The organism is Bdellovibrio sp. NC01 (assembly GCF_006874625.1).
Lineage (GTDB): Bacteria > Bdellovibrionota > Bdellovibrionia > Bdellovibrionales > Bdellovibrionaceae > Bdellovibrio.
Map to the genome: position 1 here is coordinate 661,272 of NZ_CP030034.1, position 21,565 is coordinate 682,836.

At 44.9% G+C, this 21,565-nt stretch carries 23 protein-coding genes; 10 read left to right on the forward strand and 13 right to left on the reverse strand.

Annotation, left to right across the window (positions count from 1 at the left end):
- Window positions 1-780 (reverse strand): ABC transporter substrate-binding protein, encoded by a 780-nt coding sequence (locus DOE51_RS03235; protein WP_142695154.1) that lies wholly within the window; start codon window positions 778-780, stop codon window positions 1-3.
- A 103-nt stretch (window positions 781-883) separates the two neighbouring features.
- On the opposite strand from DOE51_RS03235, the gene DOE51_RS03240 reads away from it, so the two are divergent.
- Together DOE51_RS03240 and DOE51_RS03245 are read left to right on the forward strand one after the other, a co-directional pair.
- Window positions 884-1,732 carry an NAD(P)H-hydrate dehydratase gene (locus DOE51_RS03240; RefSeq protein WP_142695155.1) on the forward strand — a complete coding sequence of 283 codons (849 nt, stop codon included), beginning with the start codon at window positions 884-886 and terminating at the stop codon, window positions 1,730-1,732.
- Window positions 1,733-1,838: 106 nt separating this feature from the next.
- A complete protein-coding gene (locus DOE51_RS03245) occupies window positions 1,839-2,810 on the forward strand; it encodes a hypothetical protein (RefSeq protein WP_142695156.1) in 972 nt (323 codons plus the stop codon).
- Between the two features lie 331 nt (window positions 2,811-3,141).
- On the opposite strand, the gene DOE51_RS03250 is transcribed toward DOE51_RS03245, so the two are convergent.
- The 3 genes from DOE51_RS03250 to DOE51_RS03260 all read right to left on the reverse strand — a co-directional run bounded on the left by DOE51_RS03250 (window position 3,142) and on the right by DOE51_RS03260 (window position 5,003).
- The gene (locus tag DOE51_RS03250; protein WP_246845314.1) at window positions 3,142-3,738 is read right to left on the reverse strand and encodes a CoA pyrophosphatase; all 597 of its coding nucleotides are present in this window, start codon (window positions 3,736-3,738) and stop codon (window positions 3,142-3,144) included.
- A gap of 120 nt (window positions 3,739-3,858) precedes the next feature.
- Window positions 3,859-4,287, reverse strand: coding sequence for a hypothetical protein (locus DOE51_RS03255; RefSeq protein WP_142695157.1), 429 nt, complete (start codon window positions 4,285-4,287; stop codon window positions 3,859-3,861).
- A 98-nt stretch (window positions 4,288-4,385) separates the two neighbouring features.
- Entirely contained in the window at window positions 4,386-5,003 is a 618-nt protein-coding gene (locus DOE51_RS03260) for a hemolysin III family protein (RefSeq protein ID WP_168196503.1), read from the reverse strand.
- A 129-nt stretch (window positions 5,004-5,132) separates the two neighbouring features.
- Here DOE51_RS03260 and DOE51_RS03265 point away from each other — a divergent pair, with 129 nt between their 5' ends.
- Entirely contained in the window at window positions 5,133-6,356 is a 1,224-nt protein-coding gene (locus DOE51_RS03265; RefSeq protein WP_142695159.1) for a TCR/Tet family MFS transporter, read from the forward strand.
- Between the two features lie 13 nt (window positions 6,357-6,369).
- On the opposite strand, the gene DOE51_RS03270 is transcribed toward DOE51_RS03265, so the two are convergent.
- The 4 genes from DOE51_RS03270 to DOE51_RS03285 all read right to left on the reverse strand — a co-directional run bounded on the left by DOE51_RS03270 (window position 6,370) and on the right by DOE51_RS03285 (window position 10,802).
- On the reverse strand, window positions 6,370-7,362 hold the full coding sequence (locus tag DOE51_RS03270) for a triacylglycerol lipase (RefSeq protein ID WP_142695160.1): 993 nt from the start codon (window positions 7,360-7,362) through the stop codon (window positions 6,370-6,372).
- A 62-nt stretch (window positions 7,363-7,424) separates the two neighbouring features.
- Window positions 7,425-8,861: a GTPase HflX gene (gene hflX, locus DOE51_RS03275; RefSeq protein WP_142695161.1), complete on the reverse strand. Its 1,437-nt coding sequence runs from the start codon at window positions 8,859-8,861 to the stop codon at window positions 7,425-7,427.
- On the reverse strand, window positions 8,858-10,162 hold the full coding sequence (locus DOE51_RS03280; protein ID WP_142695162.1) for a DEAD/DEAH box helicase: 1,305 nt from the start codon (window positions 10,160-10,162) through the stop codon (window positions 8,858-8,860). Before DOE51_RS03280 ends, hflX begins: the two co-directional genes overlap by 4 nt.
- A 91-nt stretch (window positions 10,163-10,253) precedes the next feature.
- The gene (locus DOE51_RS03285; RefSeq protein WP_210415558.1) at window positions 10,254-10,802 is read right to left on the reverse strand and encodes a TIGR00730 family Rossman fold protein; all 549 of its coding nucleotides are present in this window, start codon (window positions 10,800-10,802) and stop codon (window positions 10,254-10,256) included.
- 147 nt (window positions 10,803-10,949) lie between these two features.
- Here DOE51_RS03285 and DOE51_RS03290 point away from each other — a divergent pair, with 147 nt between their 5' ends.
- The 4 genes from DOE51_RS03290 to DOE51_RS03305 all read left to right on the forward strand — a co-directional run bounded on the left by DOE51_RS03290 (window position 10,950) and on the right by DOE51_RS03305 (window position 14,395).
- Window positions 10,950-11,474, forward strand: coding sequence for a hypothetical protein (locus DOE51_RS03290; RefSeq protein ID WP_142695163.1), 525 nt, complete (start codon window positions 10,950-10,952; stop codon window positions 11,472-11,474).
- An 87-nt stretch (window positions 11,475-11,561) separates the two neighbouring features.
- The gene (locus tag DOE51_RS03295; protein WP_142695164.1) at window positions 11,562-12,701 is read left to right on the forward strand and encodes a CapA family protein; all 1,140 of its coding nucleotides are present in this window, start codon (window positions 11,562-11,564) and stop codon (window positions 12,699-12,701) included.
- 37 nt (window positions 12,702-12,738) lie between these two features.
- Window positions 12,739-13,389, forward strand: coding sequence for a methyltransferase (locus tag DOE51_RS03300; RefSeq protein WP_142695165.1), 651 nt, complete (start codon window positions 12,739-12,741; stop codon window positions 13,387-13,389).
- A gap of 121 nt (window positions 13,390-13,510) precedes the next feature.
- Complete coding sequence (locus DOE51_RS03305; RefSeq protein ID WP_142695166.1) at window positions 13,511-14,395, forward strand: cytochrome b562; 885 nt, start codon at window positions 13,511-13,513, stop codon at window positions 14,393-14,395.
- 78 nt (window positions 14,396-14,473) lie between these two features.
- Here the strand turns inward: DOE51_RS03305 and DOE51_RS03310 are convergent, their stop codons facing one another.
- Together DOE51_RS03310 and DOE51_RS03315 are read right to left on the reverse strand one after the other, a co-directional pair.
- Window positions 14,474-16,282 carry a M3 family oligoendopeptidase gene (locus tag DOE51_RS03310; RefSeq protein ID WP_142695167.1) on the reverse strand — a complete coding sequence of 603 codons (1,809 nt, stop codon included), beginning with the start codon at window positions 16,280-16,282 and terminating at the stop codon, window positions 14,474-14,476.
- 32 nt (window positions 16,283-16,314) lie between these two features.
- Window positions 16,315-16,980 carry a CHAD domain-containing protein gene (locus tag DOE51_RS03315; RefSeq protein WP_142695168.1) on the reverse strand — a complete coding sequence of 222 codons (666 nt, stop codon included), beginning with the start codon at window positions 16,978-16,980 and terminating at the stop codon, window positions 16,315-16,317.
- A gap of 218 nt (window positions 16,981-17,198) precedes the next feature.
- Here DOE51_RS03315 and DOE51_RS03320 point away from each other — a divergent pair, with 218 nt between their 5' ends.
- On the forward strand, window positions 17,199-17,858 hold the full coding sequence (locus DOE51_RS03320) for an ABC transporter substrate-binding protein (RefSeq protein WP_168196382.1): 660 nt from the start codon (window positions 17,199-17,201) through the stop codon (window positions 17,856-17,858).
- Here DOE51_RS03320 and DOE51_RS03325 read toward each other — a convergent pair whose 3' ends face one another.
- Window positions 17,859-18,158 carry a hypothetical protein gene (locus DOE51_RS03325; protein WP_142695170.1) on the reverse strand — a complete coding sequence of 100 codons (300 nt, stop codon included), beginning with the start codon at window positions 18,156-18,158 and terminating at the stop codon, window positions 17,859-17,861.
- A gap of 67 nt (window positions 18,159-18,225) precedes the next feature.
- The gene (locus tag DOE51_RS03330) at window positions 18,226-18,492 is read right to left on the reverse strand and encodes a DUF883 C-terminal domain-containing protein (protein WP_142695171.1); all 267 of its coding nucleotides are present in this window, start codon (window positions 18,490-18,492) and stop codon (window positions 18,226-18,228) included.
- A gap of 178 nt (window positions 18,493-18,670) precedes the next feature.
- Here DOE51_RS03330 and DOE51_RS03335 point away from each other — a divergent pair, with 178 nt between their 5' ends.
- A complete protein-coding gene (locus DOE51_RS03335) occupies window positions 18,671-19,675 on the forward strand; it encodes an LLM class flavin-dependent oxidoreductase (protein ID WP_142695172.1) in 1,005 nt (334 codons plus the stop codon).
- Window positions 19,676-19,812: 137 nt separating this feature from the next.
- Entirely contained in the window at window positions 19,813-19,980 is a 168-nt protein-coding gene (locus DOE51_RS19125) for a hypothetical protein (RefSeq protein WP_168196383.1), read from the forward strand.
- A gap of 262 nt (window positions 19,981-20,242) precedes the next feature.
- On the opposite strand, the gene DOE51_RS03340 is transcribed toward DOE51_RS19125, so the two are convergent.
- The gene (locus DOE51_RS03340; RefSeq protein WP_142695173.1) at window positions 20,243-21,379 is read right to left on the reverse strand and encodes a patatin-like phospholipase family protein; all 1,137 of its coding nucleotides are present in this window, start codon (window positions 21,377-21,379) and stop codon (window positions 20,243-20,245) included.
- Window positions 21,380-21,565: the final 186 nt, after the last annotated feature.

The window sequence follows — 21,565 nt, forward strand, 5'->3', positions numbered from 1 at the left end:
TTACAGATTCTCATAGTAAGGAATATCTTCTTTGTCTAAATAAGGAAGAAGCAATTTCTTCAGTGTTCCGTCAGCCTTCATATCCTTAAAGGCCTGAACAATCATGTCGCGCTCATTTTTGTTAAGCTTCTTTTTGGAAAGATAAATCCCCACTTCCAGCTTATGAGTGTTGTCGCGAATGGTGCGAAATTCTTTTTCTTTCTCTTTGAAATAGTGATGAATCACGGGCGATACAAAGAACGCATCAATGCGCCCATCGGAAATCAATTTGTAACTGATCGTAGGGTTCGGCGTTTCAATCAAACGATTTTGTTTTTTAAACAGTTCCGTTTCATGGGGACGAAGCAAGAAGGCGCCACCAATTTGCGCGCCGAAAATGAGCTTTTTATTGTCGATATAATCTTGTACATCGCGATTGGGCAGAAATTTGTTTTTGCGTAAAATAAGAATGCGGGCTGTGCGATACAACGGCACATATTCACCCCATTGCGACAGCATTTGATTTTCTGGAACGAGGCCCGTCAGATCGGTGCGATAATTTGCGAAGTCATTGACCGCGCGGGGAGCAGCGACACTTTCCTCGACAAATTCACAGCCCAGACGTTTTTTGATTTCAGCATAAAGATCATGAGTAAAACCTGCAGGCTTATTGTCTTTCAAATAAAACAGCGGAGCGTAGTCGTTGGTTGAAACACGAAAGATACGAATACACTTTTCAACTTGTGCAGACGACAGCGAAGCAAACAAGAGGATTCCGAGAAATACGATTCGCTTAAACATGGGTCCATATTAGCATGTTCTGAACACGTTCCCAAGACGATGATTCATCTGTAATGAGCAATGCAGCTTTACCTCACATCGTCTCCGTCATAGAATTGTTCGCATGAAGAAAGACGAAGCCGTTTTTAATTTCCGTCGCAAAGCTGCAGCAGCGTTTCTGCCGCCGCTTTCTATTAGCGACAACAAGGCTCGTCGAGGCCGAAGTCTTCTGCTAGCGGGAAGTGCGCGCTATCCTGGAGCGGGCGTTCTAGCGGCACGTGCGGCGTTAAGAATGGGCAGTGGTTATGTGACTTTGGCTCAACCTGATATTGCGATTTCCTCTCTAGAAAATCCGGATTTTTTGCTTTGTGATCTAAATGAGAAAAACTGGGAAACACTTCAGTTTGATGCGATCTTGGTGGGGCCCGGATTTGGTGTGAATAAATTCACAGCATCTGTGATCGAGAAATTGAAAGAACGAAAAACCGAACGCGTGATTTTAGATGCTGATGCCCTTACGGTGTGTGCTGAAGAAAAATTATTTCCACTTCTGCCAACATGGATCGTGACTCCGCATTCAGGAGAGCTCGCGCGATGTCTTGGAACTACCAGCGAGCAAGTGCAAGAGCAGCGCCTGAAGTCGATCATGCAAGCTCAAGAGTTGATGAATTGTATTGTGCTTTTAAAAGGTCATCACTCGCTGGTGCAGGGGAAAGGGCGCACGTACAGAATTATGTCGGGCAATTCCGGCTTGGCAAAAGCGGGCACGGGTGACGTGTTAGCGGGAATGATTACGGCCCTGCGTGCACGTGATTTGAGTCCCGCAACTTCAGCTTGCTTAGGTGCCTATTTACATGGCGCTTGTGCAGACTACTGGCGGGCTCTGCACCGCGATCCGCTATCCCTGATGGCTTCAGACGTTATTGAGCTTTTACCTTCGATAATTTATCAAATCCGATCTTCGACGCAGTGAATATTTTTCAGCCGCGGTGCCCTTAATGAAAGCCTGACTTTCCTTTTGGGGTGCGAACAGATAGAAACTCGGGTGTTTCCAAAATCCAAAAAATCCGGAGATCTCGATGACTAAAGCCTTTGTTTTTAGTGCCCTGCTTGGTCTGTCTTTGACAGCCAACGCTCAGACCTCAACAACGACTCTTTCATTACCTGCTGGTTCTGAGACTTCTGCTTCTTCTTCTGCAGATGCAACTCAAACTTCAACTCTCAAAGTTGGCGAGGCTTTAGGACAAAAAAAATTCGAAGACGATAAAGAGATCACGGATTCTAAAATGAAAGCGGATTCTGGTTCGCTATCTCGTTACTCTTTGAAATTTAGCTTGAGCTATTACGGCCCTCCAGTGGGTGACTTGAGCAACGAGATGCAACCGAAACCAGACGGTGGTGTTTCGACGAATCAAACATCTTTGGGTGGTTCGATTTCAGCGCGTCTTCGTATCGACTCTAAAAGTTCAGTGGGTGTTGGTACGGGTGTGAGTGCTTTGACTCCGGTTCAAGGTGCGAAACGTTACGACGTTAAAAATCCATTCTTGTCTTATGATCGCAATGCTCGCGTTTGGGATATGCAAATGCGCAACTCTTACGGTGTGACTGCGGTTACAAATCCTGACTACCGCGCGATCGGCGAATTCGCTGGCGTGAACTATTCAAACTCTTTGCTTTATAACTTGGGCACTTCAGGTGCGGCAGTCGGTGTTGATACGAACTTGGATTACTACTTGTACGATCGCGCTGCGAATCCAAAAAAGAAATTGGAAACAGGCACAGGCCGTTACAGCTTGGGTTTCTTCCCGCAAGTGAAATACAACTTCTCTGATAAATTCAGCGCTTACACTTCGCTTGCGATCAACTTCATCAACCCTCGTGGTACTGAAGATCACTCGGTATTGTGGAATCGTACTTTGAGTTCACGTGTTGGTATGGGTTACGCATTCACGCGTGATATCTACTTGGCTCCGTACTTGAATTTCTATCCTAAAACGGCAGAGTGGGAATCGACGACATTCAATATCTCTACGACATTCTCGATCCTATAATCTGATCTTACAGTCGTAAAAAAAGAAAAAACCAGGGAGCCTATTCTCTCTGGTTTTTTTATTTCGCTTCTTTAAAATTAAAGAACCGGTGCAGTTAAGGTGGCCCTGTCTCAGTTCGAGAAGGCAATTCACGAATCTCCTTATTCCAGATGTATTCGTGACGTACTACATTTTTAGCCTTAGACATTCAAGGCCTCCTTCTTATAGGTAGTAAGCTTATCGGCTGGACCTTTGGATAGTTGAGGCAAAATTTGCGAAATTTTAAAAAATCTTTGTCTTAGGCTGAAGCATTGCTGACTTGTTGGGCAAGTCAGCGTCACTTCTTGAAACATCACAGAGAATTTTCGACGACTTGTTGTTTTTCCAGAAGATCCAATAGTTCCATCGTCATAATATAAGTCAGTCCCCACAACGGTTGCTCGTGATCTAAAGAAATCGCAGGTACATGCAAAGTCACACCATCGCGTTTCAATTCGTATTTCATTTGTCGTTGTGGATTGCGCAACTCATTTACTGACACCCAAAAGAAATCAGAAACCTCACGCGGGTCGAGTGTGATATTAAAATCGCGTTCTGTGTAAAACACGAAAGGGCGGATAAAGAACTCAAGCATTGTTCCATGCTTGCGTGCCTGTATATCGTTGATACGACCCATGAGTTCTTCTGGTAGAAGATCGACACCGATCTCTTCAAATGTTTCACGCAAGGCTGCGCCTAAATCACTGAAGTCTGAATCTTCTTTTTTACCACCGGGAAAAGCGAGATGACCGGCCCAGCGATCACTGTCGTTGGCAGCACGTTCAATAAAGCCCACCTCTAGATTATCCATTGGTCCGCGCAGAATAATCGCGACACACGCATACTTATCAAGTTGCGTGGATAAATCAGTGGGGCGCTGTGAATGAAGGGCTCGGTAAATTTCGTTCAAGCTTCACTCCTTTGATCTATTTAGGATAGCACGGGTAGGGGCTTTTCCAAAGGATGACTCGAACAAAGAATCTGCCATAACACAAATCTGTTATGGCAGATCGTAAAAAACTTTAGAATATTAACGGCATGAGCGACGAGACACTGTTTCAGAGTTTTCGTTGCAGCTAATAATGCGGCAGTTTTGGTAACGGTATTGGCGTTGGCAAAGATCCATGACTTGGCGTTCTGTTTCGTAACGACTTGGTGCGCGGCCTTCCAAAGTCATTTTGTATCCACGGTAGTCTACGCCTTCTGCTTGGCAAGTGAAGTAAGAGGCTGAACATGTCTCTGTACAGTTGCCATGTTTTGCAACGCACTCACGACAATCTCTGTGACCGCCCCAGTGTTCTTCCCAGCCGTTATCACGTGCAGAACATGTGATGTTAGGACGACCTGGATTTGGTTCGTATGGGTTTGGTCTTCCTGGTTTAATCCAATCACCAAGTCCACCAGCAAATGTGTTCACGGAAAAAAGTGCGATCAAAAGAATGCTTGCGATGTGTTTCACTAAATACCTCCATGTGGTTTGTTTCCGACAAAGGAAGTATTTACAAAATGAGTGCCAAGCAAAGCAGAGCCGTTTTGACTCTGCTTCATTGACTCTGACTAAATGAGATAAAATAAAATGCAGAAGTACTGACAGATGCTTCCACCCATCACAAACAAATGCCAAATGCCGTGGAAGTGACGGACTTTTTCATCGAACAAAAAGAACGCGACGCCACCCGTGTAAAGCACACCACCCAGAGTCAACCACACAAGTCCCGCAAATGGTAAAGCCAGTGCCAGTGGTTTCAATGCGACCACAATCAACCAACCCATTACAACATAAATGATCAGTGATGGAATGCGCGTGCGATGTGAAAGTGTCAGCTCATAAATAATTCCGAGTGCTGCCAGCGACCAATTAATTCCAAATAACCACCAACCCCAGGGACCACGCAAAGTGATCAATGTAAATGGCGTGTAAGTTCCAGCAATCAAAAGATAGATCGAGATGTGATCGAGTTTTTGCAGAACCTTTTTCGCTCGGCCCTGCATGCTGTGATAAAGAGTCGAGATTGTGTAAAGCAAAACCAGCATTCCGCCATACACACTTGTGCCCACGATCTTCCACGCATCGCCTTGAATACTTGCAAGCGTGACAAGAACAGAAGTCCCTGCGACAGAAAGAACTGCGCCTACTAAGTGACTGATGCTGTTGAAGCGTTCTCCGTGATAGATAAGCACCTCCGACCTTTTAAAAGAATAGCACAGTCATTTTGAAATGCAGAGGAATCAGTTGTGTTTTTGTCGGATAATCCATTACTGTCATCCAGAGTATTTCTCAGAATGGTTCATACCGAGGTTTAGATGACGACGACGACTCAACGTGCCGCTAGTGTGCGTTTTATCTTTGCGACTATTTTCTTAGACGCGCTTGGCATTGGTTTGCTGATTCCCGTATTTCCTGAAGTGATTCGCCGCTTTGGCCACAATCCAGAATTTGTAAATCACTACTATGGTTACTTTATCTCTGTGTATGCATTGATGCAGTTTTTGGCTTCACCGATTTTGGGTTCACTGTCAGATCGTTTTGGTCGTCGTCCTGTGTTACTTGTTTCCCTTTTGGGAGCAGGTCTTGATTACATCTTAATGGCACTGGCGCCGACGATGGGTCTTTTGTTTGCTGGACGTATTGTTTCCGGTTTAACGGGCGCAAGTATGACAGTCGCAAGTTCGTACATGGCCGATATTTCTGACGACAGCAATCGTTCTGCAAATTTCGGAATGATCGGTGCAGCTTTTGGTTTAGGTTTCATCGTAGGACCTGGGCTTGGAGGTTTGTTGGGCGATTACAGTCATCAAGCTCCGTTCATCGCCGCTGCCGTTTTGAATTTACTTAACTTCGCGTTTGGTTATTTCATTTTACCGGAATCATTAGATGCAGAACATCGTCGTGATATTCACATCAGTAAATTGAATCCATTCAAATCCATCTTGAAAGTTTTGAAACCATCTTCAGCGATGGGTGTGTTGGTGTGGATTTATTTGTTGTTGTATCTTGCGGGGCAATCGCATCCAAGCGTGTGGACGTTGTATACGCAGTACAAATTTAAGTGGTCCGCGTTGCAAGTGGGTCTATCACTTTCGATGGTGGGTTTGATGGTCGCGGTGGGGCAAGGTTATCTGACTCGAATTATCATTCCAAAAATCGGCGAAGAAACTTCGGTGAAACTTGGGACCTGGATTAACTTTATCAGTCTTGCGGGTTACGCTTTAGCTCCTGAAGAATGGATGATTTGGGCGATCTTACCGTTGATTGCACTATCAGGTGTTGCCGGTCCTGCGTTACAGTCTTTGATTTCTAAAAATACTCCGCCTCAAGAGCAAGGGGAGTTGCAAGGTTCATTGATTTCTATCGCTAGTTTAACTGCGATTGTCGGGCCGTTGCTTTATACCGATTTATTTGCACGTTATACTGCTGCGGATAATCCTGTGCATATGCCAGGGGCCCCTTATCTGGCAGCCGCCGGATTCTGCGTCATCTGTTTGATTTTAGTGTATGTCGCAAAAGCAAAAGGAGCCCACGAATAGGGCTCCTAAAGTTTTAAAGAATTTGATCCAGATACTTTGGCAAATCCATTTTGCGTTGTGGATGGGGTGCTAAGACCGTCGTATGGTCGCCTGGCAGACGTGGGAAGAATGTTTGCAATTCTTTTTTTACCATCTCTGCCGTTAGCTTTTGATCTTTTGAAAGAGTCATCAGACTGACTTCGAAGTACGTGTACTGCGATGAACTTTTCAACGCTTTCCAAAAGTGCATCTCTGCCAAAGTTCCACTGACGTCTTTGCCGGTGTTGTAGTGATCGGCAATTTTTTGCGGGATCATGCGAAGAGGACCTTCCGAATAATCCCAAGCTTGATCGCCTTCTTCTGCGAAGAACAAAGTTGTCGAGAATTTTTCTGGCAACTCGGTCGCGTAAAGACCTTTAAAGAAATCAGAGCAGGAGCGCATATCAGCAACAGCTGCTGGCAAGAATAACTCGACAAAGTTATCAATGCGAGACCCTTTCATGTCGCAGTTGCGTGAACTGCCACCATGCCAAGGCGAATCGATCGCGATGACATGAATTTCAGGCAAAAATTCAGGTTGTGCAGACTTGGCCAAAAGGTTCAAAGCTTCACGAGTCACCAAACCACCCATGCTGTGTGCAAGGATCGTCACACGCGGCGAGCGCAGTTTACGAATACCGCGAGCAAGCTCAAGGGCTGAGCGTTTTAACGAACGGTGAAGATCGTCATAAGCGAAATAAAATAATTGATATTGAGAAATTTTTTGCACAGCCGGCAGCAAGTTCACGAAGTTCTGTGCTGAGCCTGACATCCCGTGAACTAGGATCATCGGATCTGCGTCTGTCAGTGCTTGCGCGTGGCTGTCGGTTTCAACCGGAACCAAGCGTCCCTCGTAGTGAGGTCCCAGCAAGCGTCGTTCTGTGCTGCGATCCATAGAGTTGATTTGCTTTGCATGCACCGGTGGTGCAAGGACAAAGCTTAATGTCGAGACTAAAGCAGTAATTGGAAATTGTGCCGTCGTTTTCATAGACGGCAGTTTCAAAGACGAACGCAGATGCGTCCAGTTACCGAAAATTCATGACTGAATTTTCATTCTAGATCGAGGATAAGCTCTTTCATTTTGCTGCGAATTCTTGCGAAGTCTTCAGGAGCACCGCGCGCATGAATTTTGACACCAGTCCCGTCGTAAGACTCTGACAAAACTTTAACACGATTGCGGATTTCGCCCATGATGCCGTTTTGAATCTTGTACGGTACGATGATGTCCTCATCGACCATATCTTCTTCAAAGAAATCAACCAAACGTGCACGAAGATCTGCAAGATCTTGTGGATCACGAGTTGAAAGTTGAATCGCTTCAGGGAATTCCTGTTTCAACGCTTCTGCTTCTTCCACCGACAAACGATCGCGTTTATTCAGAATCAAGAAGCTTGGAGTCTCTTCAACGCCGACTTCGGCAAGAACCTTCTTAGTGACTTCCAGTTGTGAACGGAATGACGGATCGGAAGAATCCACCACATAAAGTAGCAACGAAGCATTGTGGGCTTCATCCAAAGTTGATTTAAATGATGCCACCAGATCATGCGGAAGCTTTTTAATAAAGCCAACAGTATCTGATAACAAAATCTTAGGCTGCGTTTCAGGATGTAGCGAGCGCACCGTCGTATCAAGAGTCGCAAACAATTTATCGGCCACTAAAACTTCACTGCCAGTCATTGCACGCATAAGCGATGACTTACCAGCATTCGTGTAACCAACAAGGGCCACACAATTTTCCTGAGCACGGCGTGAACGTCTTGTCAGATGTTCTTGGCCGATGGCGCCCAATTCAGTTTTAAGTTCTTTAATGCGATCGCGGATTTTACGACGATCAAGCTCAATGCTGGATTCACCGGCACCTTTACCGCCACCACCGCCTTGGCGATCTTCCAGTGCGCCCACTTCACGAATACGCGGAGCCACGTAAGTCAGGCGAGCAATCTCGACCTGCAAACGAGCGGCACGTGTACGCGCATGGCGACTGAAGATTTCAATGATCACACCAGTACGATCAAGAACCGATGCACCTGTCGCACTTTCCAAGTTACGTAATTGTGATGGTGAAAGATCACAGTCGAAAATAACGATATCGGCTGTTTCTTTTGGTTTTGCCGAAGACGATTCAAGATCGGAATCGCTTTCCGCTTCTTCAACGAAATCTTCTTCAACAACTTCTTCGAATTCGTCGGTGTTAAGATTGAAGCGCATTGCTGCTTTATGTTTTTTCTTAACAAACATCGCAGCCACTTTACCAGTGCCACCAGTCCATTCAGAAAGTTCCTGCAACTTACCATCGCCCAGAACCGCAGCGCCCTTTGTTGAAGAGCGACGTTGTGACATACGGCCGATAACATCATAACCCAAGGTCGTCACAAGACGTGACAGTTCATCAAGTGAACTGTTGAGTTCCTGATCTGTCGTGCGGCCCAGTTGCACACCAACTAGGACAGCTTTCAAAGTTTTTGCTTGGGTTGAATGTGTACTCATTTTTTCTTAGCACTCTTTTCGAATGTTGGAGCTTTTTTACGCGGATTGAATCTGCGACGTTTTTGGATTTTACCACCGCCACCACCTTCACGCTCGCCACGACCTTCGATGATCGCTTTCGCTTTACCTTTAGACATGACCGCCGCTTTTTCCACATCTTCAGAGTGGTAGGGCTGATCTTTAATCACAGGAATCGATTTGCCGATAAGCTTTTCGATTTCGCGAAGGAAAGATTTTTCTTCTGCATCACAGAACGCGATCGCTTGGCCTTGTTGACCCGCGCGAGCTGTACGACCGATACGGTGCACGTAGCTTTCTGTTTCGTGAGGAAGTTCAAAGTTAATTACGTGCGTGATGTTATCGATGTCGATACCACGAGCAGCGATATCAGTAGCGACCAGCACGCGGATACGGCCTTCACGCAAATTTTCTAAAGCACGTTGACGTGCGTTTTGAGATTTGTTGCCGTGAATTGCTTCCGCAGGAATTTGATTCTTTTGAAGAGTTTCAACGACACGGTTCGCACCATGCTTTGTACGAGTGAACACGATCACGCGTTGGAACGCTTTGTCTTTCAAAAGCGTGCGCAATAAATCGCGTTTTTTGCTCTTATCAACGAACATCACGGATTGTTCGATCATTTCGGCCGTTGAAGAAACTGGATTGACTTCAACACGCACAGGATTTGTTAACAACGAGTCCGCAAGTTTCTTGATATCGTGGGGCATCGTCGCAGAGAAAAACAAATTCTGACGTTGTGCTGGAAGCAATTGCACGATTTTGCGGATATCGGGCAAGAAGCCCATATCCAACATACGATCCGCTTCGTCTAAAACGAAAACTTCAAGTTTGTTCAAGTGCACGTATTTTTGTTGGATCAAATCCAACAAACGACCCGGCGTCGCGATCAAGACATCAACACCTGCTGCGAGTTCTTTCGTTTGTGGACCTTGGTTCACGCCACCAAAAATCACAGAATAGCGCATGCGAATGTGCTTGCCGTAAGTTTTGAAGCTTTCGTGAATTTGAATCGCCAATTCACGTGTTGGTGAAAGAATCAAAGCGCGCGGATGTTTCGGTTCCGGGCGACGGTGATTTTTGTAAAGAGTTTGAAGCATCGGCAACGCAAAGGCTGCCGTCTTGCCAGTTCCTGTCTGCGCAGAACCCAAAAGATCGCGTCCCTCCAACAAGTGGGGAATGGATTGGATCTGAATCGGAGTTGGGTTTGTATAACCAGATTCTGCAACAGCTTTTTGAAGAGGCTCAATCAAAGGAAGATCAGTAAATTTCGTAGTCTGCATAAGACCCGGGAAGCTACAGGTCGGCCCGGGGAAGGGCAAGGGTTTCCGGCTCAAATGTCTAAAAATACAGGGTATTTTTCCCTCTAAAGCATTAGGTTTCTTTTAAAAGTTTAGCTAAGCCTTCAGATGCTGAAAAACTGAGCTCAAAACCCTTGGCCGTTTCGGGTTTTACTAAACCGACTGCCGTTGCATGATCCACGAATTGTTGCAGGTGCGAATAGAAGCCATCGACATCAATGATAGCAATAGGCTTTTGGTGATAACCGATTTGGGCCCACGTCAGAACTTCGAACAATTCTTCCAGAGTACCGAAGCCTCCGGGCAAGGCGATAAAGGCGTCAGCTAATGCTGCCATTGTCGCTTTTCTTTCGTGCATGTCGTTGACGATTCGAAGATCAGGAAGATTTTTGTGAGCCTTTTCAATGTCGACTAATTTCTGTGGCATCACCCCAATGACTTTGCCGCCTTTTTCCATCACCGCATCCGCCAGAATGCCCATGATGCCAACATTCGCTCCACCATAGACAAGTTCAATATTTTTCTGTGCAAGCAAGTGGCCTAGTTCTTTTGCGACTTTTGCGAAGTTAGGATTGGTACCAGTGCTGGAAGCGCAATACACACAGATTCTTTTGATCGCCATTGGGGACTCCCGTTCTGGCTCTAGATTTAAACTTTCGACGTAAAAAAGGCTAGGCCTTTTTATGCTTTCCTACAAGACTCGGTCTTCGCGTTAACGGTCTTTGTGGGGCGGGCTTAAAATGTAAAAGTGAAGCGAAAGGAGAACATCATGGCAAGCGCTCATACTCAGGCCAAAAAGAATCTGACTAAAGCGGAGTTCAAATTATTCAGTGGCAGTTTTCCTACAGAAATCAAAGCGTCCACTCGCAGACATTTGAATTCAGCCATCTTCCAGCTTGAAAAGTTACTTAGAAAATATCGTACTGCCAGAAGTACGGCGGGCGAGAGGGACATGCGACTTGTTGAGTTTCGTTTGAAAAGTCTTGCTCAAGCACAGCAACGCTATCAGAAAAAATTAGATCGCATGGATCAGGACACGAAAAAATTATTATATCCAAGAAAAAAATCGTTAACGGTGCAGCCAAAAATGAAAGTGGAGTTGAAGGATTCTCCTCGCGATCACTTTCTATACCAAGATAAACAGAAAATTTATGATAATTCTAATAAGGCTCTACGTGAAAAACATGCTTTTGAAAATGCCAACATGAAACGTGTCGCCGGTTATTCAAAAGCTCGTTCGCGTAAAGCGCAAGTGGCAAGGGACAGAGTAACTTCTGCGAAAGAAAGCGCTTAGCTCTTGTGACGAATCTTTACATATTAGAGAGTCGTAACTTCTCTTATTTTGGGTGAATGGATACTGTCTGGGCCTCAGGAGAAATCTATGAAGCACGGACAGTTTCTTTTTGCGTTACTGCTTGCACCGCTATGGGCGTCGGCTGACAGTTCGTCTAAAGACATTAGTTTTTCAACAAAGTGTGATACCCGCAATGATATTGCGACGGTTTCGTTTGTTGGCGATGTGCTGATTCATAAGCCACTGTATGAAATCGTGGTGAATGATACTAAAAAATTCTCTCAAATCTGGAAGCGCACTAATCCATTGATTCAAAAAGCGGACTTGTCACTTGCGAATTTAGAGGGGCCCGCTGCGATGGGCATTGATCGCAAGGGTCGCGATCATGGCGACATCGGCTTTGTCTATGACGGCGAAGTCTATTCTGGCACGAACATGTTGTTCAATTATCACCCACAAATTTTAAAAGACCTGAAGGACTCTGGTTACGATCTGCTAACTGTCGCGAATAATCACAGTTTGGATCGTGGCTCGATGGGTATTGATAAAACTCTTCAAGCGGCTCGAGCTATTGGTTTGCCAACTGTAGGCACTCGACTTTCTTCGGAACGTAATGCCGATTTTTATCAGATCGCAAAAGTAAAAGGTCTGAATGTGGCCGTTGTCGGTTGTACGGAAATGACGAATGGGAGTTTTGATTCCAAGGATCAGATTTTAAATTGTTATAAAGACGGGCGTGCGGTGCAAATCGTTAAGGATCTTGCGGCTCGCAGTGATGTTGATGCAGTGATTGTATTCCCGCATTGGGGGCAAGAATATCAACCGTTGCCAGATTCAAGTCAGGTCGTATTTGCCCATCGCTTTTTAGAAGCGGGAGCTGTTGCCGTTGTGGGTTCGCATCCTCATGTGGTGCAACCTTGGGAAAAGTATGTCACTCAGGATGGGCGTGAAACTTTAGTGGTTTACTCGCTGGGAAATTTCGTAGCCGCCCAAAAAGATGTTGAACGTAAAACCGGCCCGATTGTGTATTTGGGTTTAAGTAAAGAGGGAAGCCAGAAAGCCAAAGTTTTTGGTGTCGCTTATACGCCGACGTTCCGCGTTTCCGCTGAACTTTTTCCAGTAGGAAAAGATGGCAACAAGGACGTCTTGGCCTATGCCGCGAAAAACTTCGGAACTGTCAATCGTTTAGAGCCTTCTTCAAATCTTCTAGAAAAAATCTGCAAATAAGTTGCGATCTTAAGCGGGGCAGTTTAAATCTGCCTCGATGTCATCAATCAATCCGCATTTCACATTCAATTACTCGCAACCGGAAGAATACCGATTTTCTCACGATTCGGTATTTTTGGCGCGTCGGGTGTTTGAGTTATTAAAGCCTTCTGAGCTTGACGGAATGCGCGGATTAGATTTGTGTTCTGGATGTGGCATCATCGGTTTAGATTTCTTGTTTCACTGTCAGAAAGAATGGCAACGAACACCGCAGATTTTTGATTTCTTAGAAGTGCAAAATGTTTATTTGCCTCACTTCATGGAAAATAAATCACGCCTAGGATCAGTTGCTTGTGATCTGAATTTTGTGAATGAAAATTATGAGTGTTTAAGTGCTCCGGAATTTGCGCAAAGATATGACTTGATCTTATGCAATCCGCCTTATTTTTTCGCGGATAAGGGGAGCTTGTCTCCTTCGGAATTCAAAAATCGTTGTCGCTTTTTTATCGATTCTGGTTTTAAAGAATTACTGTTTGCGATTGCCAATAGTTTGTCGGCGCGCGGGCAGGCCTATTTACTTCTTCGTGATCTCTCGGAACACGGTTGGAATTCCCTCAAAGAGTGTGAAAAAATTTTGCAAGGCAAAGCGCTTGTGGAACGCCTGGGTGATATTCGTGGGACCCATTTCGTTCGCCTCATTCCTGCATAAATTGGTTATTGGCCCACGCTTCAGGCAATTGGTTTTCATTTATTCATCGTAAAAATGCTGCGGATGACTTTGTTTAGGGATTTGGTTACTTCATGGGCCTTCCAAAAACGAGGTTATTTCCATGAAACTTCTTTTATACGTACTTTTGACTTTTGCTCCTATCGCTTCAATGGCTTGCCCATTGGGTGCTAAAGATGACCATTTGACGATTCAACGTGTGATGATCAACTTCGGCAAATATGTTGGCCAAGCTGATCACATTGCATTGTTGGGCGCAAAATATCCAAATGAAACTGTGACGGATGCGGATATCCAAGATGCGATCACTAAAATCGGTCTTGCAATGTCTTGCGCTCAAGCGGTTGTTGATAATCCAACAGGTGATATGCTTCCTGGTAAAGCCATGTTCTTAGAAGGTGACGAGCTTAAAGAATACGTTGAAGACTTCGTGTACTTCATGGCTGAATTCAAAGACCAGTTGGCTCACTACCAAGCAAGTTTCCAAGCGATGCTTGCGACTAAAGCTGCTGACAGAAAATGGGATCCTTTGTATGAAGAAAGCGAAAAGTTAAACGACTTCATCGATCACGCTCACCGTAAGACTTCTGTTAATGCCAATACGAAGTTGATGTCGGCTCAAGTAGCAGCGTTCGACGTACAAACTGGCAGCTTGAAGCAAAACATGAAGGCGGCAGAGAAGAATTTGAAAGCTATCGCAGCTTCAATCAATGATTCTTCTAAAAACGAAGCCAACGCGGCTTTGGCTTACGATGCGGCTTTGTATTTCCGTGCCACTTACGATCAAGTTCCTGAAAATATCAGTGATCTTCCAAGCAGCCAACAAGCGGCAGCGATGCAAGGCTACCAAGCAGAGATTCGCAAAGTTGTTGAAGCTTGCGTCAACTTGCAAAAAGCACTGTTGGCGGGCGACACAGCGACTGCAACCCAACTTCTTAAAGATTTGTCTCATCTAAAAGATACAGGTCATGATGAGTACAATCACTAGGGCTTCTTTCTAACCAGTGATTCAAATAAAAAAGCCGCTGTTTCCAGCGGCTTTTTTTTATTTTGTCTGTTTCAGAAATTAAGAGTTCGCAGTGAGCTTTTCGAAGTTCGCGATCTTTTCTTTGATCACGTCGATCGATTTTTGCCAGAACTGTGGTTTTGTGATGTCTTCGTTCAAATGCTTTTTGATCAAATCTTCAGCGGTCATGCGGCCTGTGTCGCGCAAGATCGCAACATAAGTCTTCATGAAGTCTGCACCCAGCTCTTTACGACGAGCATAGATGCTTAAGCTGAACAAGTAACCAAACGTGTATGGGAAGTTGTAGAAGCTAATTCCCGCGAATGAGAAATGCTGCTTATGGGCCCAATACAGATCATCATTTTTTGAAAGACTTGTGCCGTACCATTCTGTCCAAGTTTCATCCATTAATTGGCGAAGCTCTTTAGAATTCAACATACGTTCTTTGCGACGTTCGTAGAATTTTCTTTCGAATTCAAAACGGCTTGGGATGTTTAGTAGCATCGCCATGGCGTTTTCCATGTCACTCCATGCGAATTCAACTTTTTCTTCCGGAGTCGCTGCATTCTTCACCAAAGCATCGTGCAACACAGTTTCAGCAAAGATGCTGGCCGTTTCTGCAAGAGTCATTGGATAATTCATTTCACCACGGGACATGTCGCGCATTACCCACGAGTGGAAAGCGTGACCCAATTCATGTGCTAGCGTCGAAACGTCATTGGCAGAGCCCATGTAAGTCATGTACACGCGTGGCTCAAGACTTTTAGCAAAGCCCGTGCAGTATGCGCCAGTGCCTTTGTTAGGCAGAACACGGCCTTCGATCCATTGGTTCTTCACCATCATTTTAACGAAGTCGCCCATGTCAGAAGAAACTTCACCGAATGATTTACTGATAAGATTTGCGCCTTCTTCAAACGTCAACTCTTTACCAGAACCAGAAATTGGGCTTGGGGCCAACAAATCCCACGGATCTAATTTTGGTTTCTTCATCACTTTCGCCATCAACAGCGGAGCTTTTTGAATGTCAGCGATATTATTACGACAAGCGGTCATCAACGCATCCAAAGTTTCACGTTTGATGTGATTGTCCCACAAAGGTTGATCCAGGAAGGTCATTGTTTTGTTGCGTGAACGTTTGCCATTCACTTCATGGCGCCAGCCCGCAAGCGCGTTCAGAATCGCCGCGGCTGTTTCTTGATGTTCAGTCCAAGCGGCTTGAATACCTTCCCATGCGACACGACGATCTTGTTCATTCGATGTGCGTGTCATCGAGTGCGCTTTTGCCAAACCCACTTCTTCTGTGCGATCTGGATATTTCAATTGCACACGCAATTTACCACTGAGGTCTTGATACAAACCGTGCCACGCGCTGTGACCCGAAACCGAAAGACCTTCAAGCAACGTTTCTTCAGCTTCGGTCATTTGATAAGCGGCACGTTCACGACGTTGCTCCCAAGTAAAACGGTAACCACTGAGCTTTTCGTTCGCGGCAATTTTTTCGAAATGCGTTTTATCGCAAGACTGCATGAACAAATCAATCGGCGTCATGATTTGTGAGCCTTTAGAGTAAAGAACTTCTAATTCTGAACTTTTACTTTTCGCAGCCGCATCCGTCGCATCGACAGAAAGCATGCAGTGCAGATACGTCCATAAGTTGCCAACCAGGATGCCACATTGTTCGTTGGTGATAAGCAACTTCTGAACTTGTTGAAGAGTGCCCTCGCTAGGATTAGCCAAATCCTTTTTAATTTCTGCGACACCTTTTTCAAGTTGGTTCATATAACCAACGACGCTTTCCCAATCGGCGTTAAAGGCTTGTGAGTTAATAGACGGGTATTCTGATTCGATATTCCATGCTGGTGTTGTCATGGGAAAAATCTAACAGTGGGTTTTAACTTTTCCTATTTAATTCGTGGCTGACCCGATGCGCGTATATGCTTGTAATTCAGTTCAGCGCGATGTTTCAGCTTCCTTTGTTCGGAAACAATATTGGGAGGATTCAAATCAAACTCTTTTTCCAATACTTCCAAGTCATGCAGACGACCTAAAGATTTTTGCAGAGTCTTTAAAGGCATTGATTTGATGCCCAAGTGTTCAAGACGGTAAATTGCTTTTTTTGTCGTGATGCGAATTTTGTGCAATTCCTTTTTATCAACGGGCAATTGTGTTGGCCACTTCTTCAATGGTTTTAAAATCCGTTTTTGCAATTCTTTTTTATGATCCGTGAAGAATGCAATTTGTGTTTGCCGTGTGATCGCTTTATCAATTTTTTTAATTTCTAGATCTTCTAAATATTTGTGAAGCTTTTTATAACTTTTATCGCGAGTTTTTTTGATGGCGGTGGTTTTGAAGCCATAAGTCTTTGCGTCTTTTAAAAGGACGTCGTTCTGGCGGCAGTCTCCGAGTAAATTACCAAGCTTGCGTAACACTTTGTATTCGTGAATTTTGGTGCTGTCATGAAGCCACAATGCAGCTCGGGCTTGGCGAGTTAAAATGCGTAAACGATGGATTTTTCCAGGTTTGGCATCCTTTAAAACTTTGTGAATTAAGTCGGCGAAGCTTTCCATTCATATTCAACTTTCGCCGAAGCAAAAGATCGGGTCTAGGGGCGCGGTTAAATACAGACAAGTGTAGGAAAGCAAGAATAACTGTTAGACGCCCTTCGCATTTGCAATTAGCATAAACATCTATGCGTATAATTCTATTCATCGGGATGATGTTTTTTTCTGTCCACTTCGCTATGGCAAAGACCACTTTTCGAGTGGGGCTTGTTGAGGGTGGTCCTATGGCTGTTTTCAAAGCCGGAGAAACGAATCCAGGTGGAGTCGGTCCGTTATTTCTGAACACATTTATTTTTCCCGAAGTTGAAAAGAAATATGATCTCAAGGTTGTTTGGGATTTATCACCGACGGCACGTCTCTTTAAAGAACTTGCGAATGGCAATCTGGACATGATGTGCTTTGTTGCTAGAACTTCAGAGCGCGAGAAAATTTTTGCGTTTAGCTCGGTCGACATGTTTAACGAAGCCGGTGGTCTTGTTGTCAGAAAAGATCGTTATGCAGGTAAAGATACGATCACACCGCAAGAATTAGCGGGTAAAACCATTGGTCAACTGATTGGAACTTACGTTCCCGGCTTTTATGAGAAATACAAAATTAAATCGTTTCAGGTGTCGGGCGAAGACGTGCCTCAACGAATCTCTGATTTAGTTGAAAGCAAAAGAGTCGATGGTGCCTATATTCATGTGCATGCAACTGCACAATATTTGGTGAAGACAAGTAACTTAAAACAGTTAAAGGCGGTCAAGGTCGTAGGTTGGCCACCGCTTTCAATCACGGTGGCCTATCGCAAGAATATTGATCCAGCTTTGAAGAATGCGATCGACGAAGCTCTTCGCAAGAATAAATTCCACTTCGATGAGATGATCAAAAACTTCCTAAAATAGTTAATTGCTTATTGGTGGTTGCTCTCCAGGAACGGGTGGTTCCGTTGGTGGCAACTTCTTCATTTTCTCTGGCTCCGTCACGGGCTTCGCAATAGGTGGCTCCATATTGTGGGGCTTCGGAGTTTTGCGAGGTGGCGGCATGTTCACTGGTTTTTCTTTTGGTTTTTCGCTTTTAGGTTTCGGCGCCTGCATCGTGTTTTTGGTTTCATTAATTTCGTCAGGCGTATTCATGGCGTGTGCATAGGAAAGACCGATAAGGCTCGCTGACAGGGCAAGAATAAATCTGTGCTGCATTTTCATTGGGCCTCCTTTTAAAATGCGAAAAGCTGCCATGCTGTAGGCAGCTTTTCGTAATCCGTTAGGGTACTCAGTGTCTTCTTCGCGCGATCATGCCCGCTAGGAATCCCACTGCAGCCGCACCTAACACAACTCTAAGGGGTCGTGCTTTGACGAAATCCTCAGAGCTGCTGATTGCTGTTTGAGCTCTTGATTGAACATTCGACCACATGCCTTTCAAATCAACTTTACTGGCAATTTCATCAAGAGGTTTTTTAAGTGACCGTTGATTTATCGGACCTTTTGATGAACGAAGTCCAGAATCGCTAGAGCTTGTAGTACTTGTGAAATCAGCCATATTTATGCTCCTTTCACTTTGAACTAACATCTGTCCTCATTGTGCTCCTGATTTTGGCAATGTGCGATCTGCGTTTCGTCTTGTTCGCCATGAAATTTTCGTAAGCAATCGGGTCATACTTTGTCCTCTGAACTAGATTTTCATATTAAATAGTATCAAATACTGTTACATTAAAAATATGAAGAAACTCGTTGATACAAAACTCTCAGTTTTAGATTTGGCTCCAGTCGCGCAAGGTATGTCTATTGCCGATTCATTCAAACACACTTTGGATTTAGCACAACACGCTGAAAAGTGGGGCTATGAGCGTTTCTGGATGGCAGAACATCACAATCTTGATGGTATTGCGAGCGCCGCGACGGCGGTGTTGTTAGGCTATGTTGCGGGCGGTACGAAAACGATTCGTGTGGGTTCGGGTGGAATTATGCTGCCGAATCATGCGCCTCTTGTGATTGCAGAGCAATTCGGAACTTTAGAAACTTTGTATCCCGGCCGTATCGATCTTGGATTAGGACGAGCACCAGGCACAGATGGACTGACGATGCGCGCTTTACGTCGTGAAATGACGGGGCGAGAAGCCGAGTTTTCTGATCTTGTTCAAGAGCTGCAATATTATTTTGCCGAAGTACAACCCGGTCAAAAAGTTCGCGCTATTCCTGGCGCGGGTTTAAAAGTTCCATTGTGGTTATTGGGCTCAAGTCTTTACAGCGCACAACTGGCTGCTGTTTTAGGATTGCCATATGCCTTTGCAGGACACTTCGCTCCTGAACTGATGATGAGAGCGATTGATCTTTATCGCGTCGGCTTTCAGCCCTCTGATGTTTTGAAAGAACCAAAAGTGATGGTCGGAGTTCAAGTGGTCGCTGCGGATACAGATGAAAAGGCGGAACGTTTAGCTACGTCATTGTATATGCGCTTCCTTGGTATCATTCGCAACGAGCGTGTGAATTTGCAACCTCCCGTTGAAAACATGGATGCGGTTTGGAATCCGATGGAAAAAGAAATTGTTCTTTCTAAGCTTCGCACGTCTGTGATTGGTGGACCTGAAAAAGTAAAAGCAGGTTTACAAAAACTGATTGATGAAACACAAGCTGATGAATTGATGATTGTGTCAGATGCCTTTGATCATAACGATCGTCTGCGTTCATTCGAATTGATTTCTCAGGTGCGTGGGGCGAAATAACGCCAAAGAGTGAAATTGCCCCAACCTTCAAGGTAAAAACTAATTTGCTTTAGCTCACGTCGGAACACTTCTTGAATCTTTAAGCGGCAGTGACACCTCACTTCGAGGTCCGTCCGTCTTAAGACAAGGAGGATTTTATGGCTATCGACAAAAATGAGAAAGAATCCCTCTCTCACAAAGTGGGCGATAAAATTGAAAGAGCCGGCCAGAAAATTTCTGAGAAAGCGCCTAAAACTGGCAAAGCTATCTATGATGCTGGCGATAAAATCGAACATATGAATGACAATAAGAAGAAAAAAGTTTGATTCAGTAGATCGGTAGTAATGCGGGGATTTGCGGGAGAAGTTAATTTAACTTTAGCTTCTTCGGCACGCCTTCCTGGCTCGGTCGTGGCCCACGAGCCTTTGGCTCGCGGGTGCGCGCCATCGTGGCGCCCACGAAGGCCTCATGCGCTAAAGTTAAATTAACTTCTCCCGCAAATTTTGCCTTCGACGGATCTGGTGGAATTTTTTTTCTTTTATTGGTTGGGTGTGTTGGTTTTGTAGCGCTGTTTTTTTTCAGCGTTTTTTATTTTTGTAGGAGTTTTATTAGTTCTTCTTTGTGGGATAGGCCGTCTTTGCGGCCTATTTCTATTAGGTCGGCGCAGAAGGTTGGTTCGAAGAGTAAATAGCTGATTAGTTCGCTGGCGTCTTGGAGGGAGCCTAAGCCCTTCAACAGATAGCGAACGACTCTTGGGAGTTTTTGGGCTTTTTGGACTGCCATTTCGCCGATGTCTTCGGATGGAGAGATGAACAAATGGTCAATGGGTCTTAGAGAGACTGCTCGTTGTTGTTCTGGTGGGATGGCGATGGCGTAGTCGTTCAGACGACGTAATCTTTCGACGTCTTGTTCTACCGCGTCCATCAGTGCACCGTTTAGAATTGTGTTTACGACTCTGGCTACGCTGGGAGCTGTTGCGTATTGAGCGGCTCTTTGTTCGTAAGCTGTTGTCGAAGATTGTAAGCGTACGCCGATCACTAATAATTTTTCAGCACCAAGATAAATCACCGGGCTGCATGGGGCGTGATTGCGGATGGCGCCGTCGCCGAAAAATCTGTCGTCGACTTTTACTGGCGGGAATAGCAATGGAATTGCTGAAGAGGCCATGATGTGATCTGTAGAAATTGTTGTGCGTTCGCTGCGCTTGCGACCCTTATCCCATGAAGGCAAAACGTTTTTGCCTTGGATAAAAGTTGTCGTTGCAGATTTTGCGTAATCAATCGAAGTAATTGCTAATGCTGTTAAATGGCCGTCGTCGATATTTTTTTCGACTTTGGCGTAATCCATATTTGAATGAATCAATTGGCGAAGGGGAGCCGTATCCATCAACGCTTTACCGGGAGTAGTTCCCGTCATACCGCCTAAAGATAACTCACTCATCCATTGCAGACCAATTTTTCCCATCGTCATTGAATCCGTGGAAAAAACTTTTTCGAAAGAAACGTCACTCCAAAGTTTCGCGAGTGATTCAGTTGCAACTTTTAAGTTATCGGCATTGGAAGCAAGTGAACTTGCATTGATCGCACCGGCACTGACACCAGATAAGAAGTCATACTTGACGGGAACACCGGATTTTTCGCTGATTTCTTGTACGGCTGCAAGTACACCGGCTTGATAAGCACCGCGGGCTCCGCCACCAGATAAAACCAGTCCCATTTTCTTCATTTGTGTTCCCTCAAAATTGCATCGTGCATTTTCAGTTTATCGATATTTGACAACAATTGATAAGTTGCGCCGAAACGAGCCTATTGGATTTGGCCCTTAGTCCTTTGCTTAAATTGCTTATGGATGCGAACCAATAAAATTTAAAAATTTTGATTTTCCCGTTAACCGACGAGGCACCTACCAAGG